4 protein-coding genes are annotated in these 4,788 nt (G+C 42.4%); 1 reads left to right on the top strand and 3 read right to left on the bottom strand.

Features of this window, described 5'->3' with window-relative positions; all coding sequences use genetic code 11:
- Positions 1-111: 111 nt before the first annotated feature.
- The 3 genes from Q0991_RS13255 to Q0991_RS13245 form a co-directional block, all read right to left on the bottom strand.
- Entirely contained in the window at positions 112-1,053 is a 942-nt protein-coding gene (locus tag Q0991_RS13255; RefSeq protein WP_299489193.1) for a formylglycine-generating enzyme family protein, read from the bottom strand.
- A 220-nt stretch (positions 1,054-1,273) separates the two neighbouring features.
- Entirely contained in the window at positions 1,274-1,804 is a 531-nt protein-coding gene (locus Q0991_RS13250) for a hypothetical protein (protein ID WP_299489191.1), read from the bottom strand.
- A gap of 1,233 nt (positions 1,805-3,037) precedes the next feature.
- On the bottom strand, positions 3,038-4,006 hold the full coding sequence (locus Q0991_RS13245) for a carbonic anhydrase (RefSeq protein ID WP_299489189.1): 969 nt from the start codon (positions 4,004-4,006) through the stop codon (positions 3,038-3,040).
- A gap of 139 nt (positions 4,007-4,145) precedes the next feature.
- On the opposite strand from Q0991_RS13245, the gene Q0991_RS13240 reads away from it, so the two are divergent.
- Entirely contained in the window at positions 4,146-4,421 is a 276-nt protein-coding gene (locus Q0991_RS13240; RefSeq protein WP_299489187.1) for a hypothetical protein, read from the top strand.
- Positions 4,422-4,788: the final 367 nt, after the last annotated feature.

The raw sequence follows: 4,788 nt of genomic DNA, 5'->3' as shown, positions 1-4,788 counted from the left end.
GAACAGATCAGCAGTTTTCATGGACGGGAGAGAAAAGGAATAGAGCCTCTCAATTTACCATTGCCTTTCGGCCAGCACCCTATTTTTGCGACACAACCGGATCAAACGACTTCAAAGATTTGAGGCTGTATCCAATGCCACTCGAAAGCCAATGGTGGTGTATTCACTGTTGTAAGGTATGAGCCAAGAGCGTTTCGCTGAGCGGCATTGTCCTGGATCGACGCCCCAAGAGCCACCTCTTTTCATTCTTTCTTCATAATAATTATCCTCCCAAGCACTGCCATCAGTGGGCGCACCTTCATAGTTTTTGTGCAAGGTATCTTGACACCATTCGGTTACATTTCCATGCATGTCATAAAGCCCAAAGGCATTGGGAGGATATTTGCCAACATCTGTGGTCCTTTTTAAAGAGTTTCCTATGGGGCCAGAGGCATAACCCTTAGAGGGATAGTAATTAGCTAAATTCAAGGTGATGGTCTCACCAAAATGGAAGGGTGTGGTTGTTCCAGCTCGACAAGCATATTCCCATTCTGCTTCACTCGGGAGCCGATACAACTTACCGGTTTTCTGTGAGAGCTTTTGGCAAAATTCAGTTGCCTTATTCCAAGACACCCGCTCTACAGGTCGATTAGCCCCTTTGGTATTAGAAGGGTTAGTCCTCATGATGGCTTTCCATTGAACCTGTGTCACTGGATACTTACCTAGGTAAAACGATGGGACATTGACCTTGTGCTGAGGACCTTCACCATCCCACCTTTCTAGCTCATGTGAGGGAGACCCCATTGTGAAAGTTCCTCCAGGAATCGACACCATCTCTAACGTTATGTTCTTGCCAAGTTTCTCTTTGAGGATCTGCAGTTGGGGGAGTGAACGCCGATGGATAATTCTACCTTGAGCATCGACAGTGAAAATTTTGTCAGTGGGTAAAAGACGAATATGGATATCATCACATTGATAAAGAGAGTGAGCGATTATTGAACCAAAGGTTCCAAATCCCGCATATTTCAACAAGGTCAAAAATCTGCGTCGAGTAGTGGTGATGGGTTTTGACATAAGTAGACCAATATAACTATGAGGAGGGAAACTAGAATATTTCTTGGCTCATGTCCAAAAAGTGTGACCTATGAATTTAAACACCTTCCCTAGATATCCTTTTTGAACCCACGTAGAAATTCTTTGAAATAAGGCTAGCAATCTTCTTCGATAAACTGTCTACACGTAACAAATGAATATACTCAGTAAATTGGACTAAGCCTTTTTAAAGGTTCACTTCCTAACAAGCACCGTTTTGCCTCCAATTCCTATCTCCAAAAGGATAAGTTAACTGAACAATAACAAAGGATGATGGATTAAAGGGGCACATTTTCTTTACTGAATCTTTAGGAAACAAACCATAATTATGAACCGCGCTAAATCGTGTATTACTAAAGCCCACCATGCTTACCTGAGAACAGCTATCCATGATATTCTGGCTTATACTGGTTAAAAACTGTGAAGAGTTAAATACGTTTATTAGCCCTGAAGTATCCTCCAAAATATATTGATATTTCTGAGGCCGACCACTGGGTGGATCGTTTAAAAAGTCAACCTTTTCCCAATATGCTTTATTAAGTTGAACATTAGGAAGTTGATTAATCTTCTTCTGTGATTGGAATACTGCTTGACTGCATTCGGTAGATATTGATGATAAATCAGTTATGTAGAAAAAACGCTTCAAGCGCCATAAACCAACTGAAATGAAATAGAGGCTAAAGCTCCATTTGAGAAGGGATATGTAAATAGAGCTATTATTTTTTTTCTGCATAATCAATAATCTCAAATTCAATTTTTCCTAAAACATAAAAATTGATATGCTTCAATAATAGATCCCTAGAAGTAAGTTAAGTGATCATGTTTTCTTGCTAGGAAGATCAGCTTGTATAAATTACTCAGACTACGGCATAGAGAATTATGCAAAATACCACTAAATTCACTCTTTACATGCAGACCTCTTGTTCTGAAGCTCAATTCCCAAAATCAAATCTATTTTGATGAATATTATTGGCCATTTCATATCAATGGCCCCGTTTTGGTCGCTAAGGCTGAAATTCCTTATTGAGTCTAAACTCTCTGAACTCACGAAAATGATACTGTCCCACTTATGATGTCTGGGTAGTTTTCAAATAATTCCTATAAGCCTTATAAGCCAATGATTCTGAAACTTTAATGTCCCAGTCATGACCAATAGTGGGTCAGTCTACTCTTAATAAGTGTTCAGTAATCTGAACACCTTAGCGACCAAAACGGGGCCATTGATAAAAAAACGCCATTATCTGCCATGGAAACTGTTTCACTATATCTATGGCATTGACAATCATAAGTAGCGACTTGATACTTCTATTAGACGACAGAGTAACAACAACAAATTGGCAAAAAAACCTCCATTGTTATGTACCGCTCTTAAGAATCGGATAATTCTCTATTCGAGTTGCATAGGGGGCACGTTTGGTACAGCTTTAGGCTGCTCATATGTGTATTCCTTACTTTATGGAACCTCCTATCGAGGCCTGATAGTGGGCTTGCTCTCTCCTGTAGCTCACATCCTTAATTTGCTGCTGGTTGAGTTTCCAGGAGAGATCATCACATACTTTACTTGTCGGCAAGAAGCGGAGACATGTGTAGGTGGTTGGGGGCAGATTTATGTCTTTTCTTTTGGATTACCACTGTTTATGATTGCCATGATTTTTGTGCTAGGTGCTCTTGGAGCATCATTATTTGGATCCATAAGTTGTCTTTTTCTAAAAATTTCTTCACGCCCAAAAAGCTGAGTTTATTTGCCTTGCAACTCATTTTGAATTGTCAGGGGTAGTTTGCTAAGTTGATACTTTTTGCATAAGTTACGATAAGGTTTACTCCCAAAATTTTTCGAAGAACTATGCAATATAGTCTGCTCAGTATAATTTCATCTGTGTTTCTTTGTGTAAGGTAAAAGCCGTTGACGAACACTTGATTTTGCTGAGGTCAATTGTAGCCTTCACTAATTAGCTGTTGATGGAGGCTATTCCATTTGCCTAAGCCATTTAGGGATTTGTTCTGAAAATTGATGATGATAATTCTGCGCTTCATTAGCGCTCATCCCTTCATGTTGGGCATCTTCCAGGAGCTTACTCATAGAATGCATCGAGTCGTCAACATCCGTCCATGAATCAGGTGAAGCCTTTAATAAGGCATCTAACTGAGACCGAATGCGATTAGTGGTAGTGGTACCGTTGACGGGTGTAATCGATGGAGTCGAAGACGCAGACTGTAGTCGCGGAGCAGGCAGTTCACAAGCAACGGGAGGTGCATGGGTGCTAATCAGATATTGCTCTAGCCGAGAGGGCAAACTGGGTGTTTTTTCTAGAAGCTGGCTTTGCGGTGGAATGTAGGTATGGGTCTTCTCATCATAGGCAAGGACTTCACCCGTCTCGATATGGTAAATCCAGCCGTAAATCTGCAGTTTGCCCTGCAGCATCCGTGATCGCACAATCGGATAAGTCTTCAAATTATCAATCTGCACTAGGACATTTTCGGCAACTAAGATTTCAACCCGCTCTTCCCCTTGAGATTCTGGGTAGTTTTCCGAAACCACTCGCCGGGTCGTTTCAGCATGTTGCAACCAGTCATAAACCAAGGGCATATCTGCTTGCAGCTTGTTCAGCTTCATCAGACCTGTCATCGCTCCACAATGGGAATGGCCACAGATAACAACTTGCTCAATCTCAAGAGCTGCAATGGCATATTCAATCGTGCCGCCCTCGCCACCATTGGCTGCGCCATAGGGGGGCACTATATTCCCGGCATTACGGATGACAAACAATTCCCCCACATCTGTCTGGGTAATAAGGTTGGGGTCAACCCGCGAATCAGAGCAGGAGATGAATAATACACGGGGTTTTTGCCCGTGTGAAAGTTCTTTTAAGAGTTCTTGATGTTGAGCAACGTATTTTTGCTTGAACTCTTGTAGACCACGAACGAGCTTTTTCACGACTACACTTCCTTGGCATGACTCTGCGCGAACTATGTCATCGGGCCAAATTCACGCAAGTTCTCGGATAGTATTATTTTCGAAGCTTCTGTCTAAATTATATTCCAACAGTCAATTAGCTCAGTTGTATGACTTTTTTGTGGCCTATACTCCTAATCTAATTCGCACCTATCTTTTCCCCGGTCGGCATGGCCGCTCTTATAACCGGTTGAGTTCAGCAGACCGGATCTTGAGGCAAGCTTTTGCTCGGGTGGGATTGGAAGGGTTTAGCACCCACAGCTTCAGACGCACGGATCTGACTCGGATGCACAACGCTGGGGTGCCGAGCATATTCAGCGAATCATCGGAGCATCGGACGTTGGCCGCATTGTCGGGATACTTAGAGGTTACCGATGAGCAGGTTGAGGGCCGATAGCGAAGTTGGTGTTTTAGGTTTGCTAGTTAGGGTTGGAAACTAGGTTCATTCAAGATTGGCTGGGGCATCGAAATATCCAGCATACCGTGAAGTATACGATGCTCAATCTAAAGGGGGTTGGGGAGATTCAGTGGAGGTGTTGGTGGTGTCAGTAAAATGATGCCACATAATCAAAGCAATTATCTCCCGTTATGCCAAGTCGGAACTTATAATGATGTACGTTGATAATAGGAAGGATCTTCAAGAAGAGGTGAAGAGGGTGTTATCAGGGTCCACCTGTAAATTTTTCCGGGTTGTATTGCCCAGTCTGCGTTTTAGAGGTTTTACAATGGTCTCACCCCACTCAGATTAGAAGGTATCCCCTTTG

Origin of the sequence: Acaryochloris sp. IP29b_bin.137, from assembly GCF_028285745.1 — a bacterium.
In the GTDB taxonomy this organism is placed as follows: domain Bacteria; phylum Cyanobacteriota; class Cyanobacteriia; order Thermosynechococcales; family Thermosynechococcaceae; genus Acaryochloris.
The sequence above is the reverse complement of the archived record's forward strand: the minus strand, read 5'-3'. Positions and strand labels throughout refer to the sequence as shown.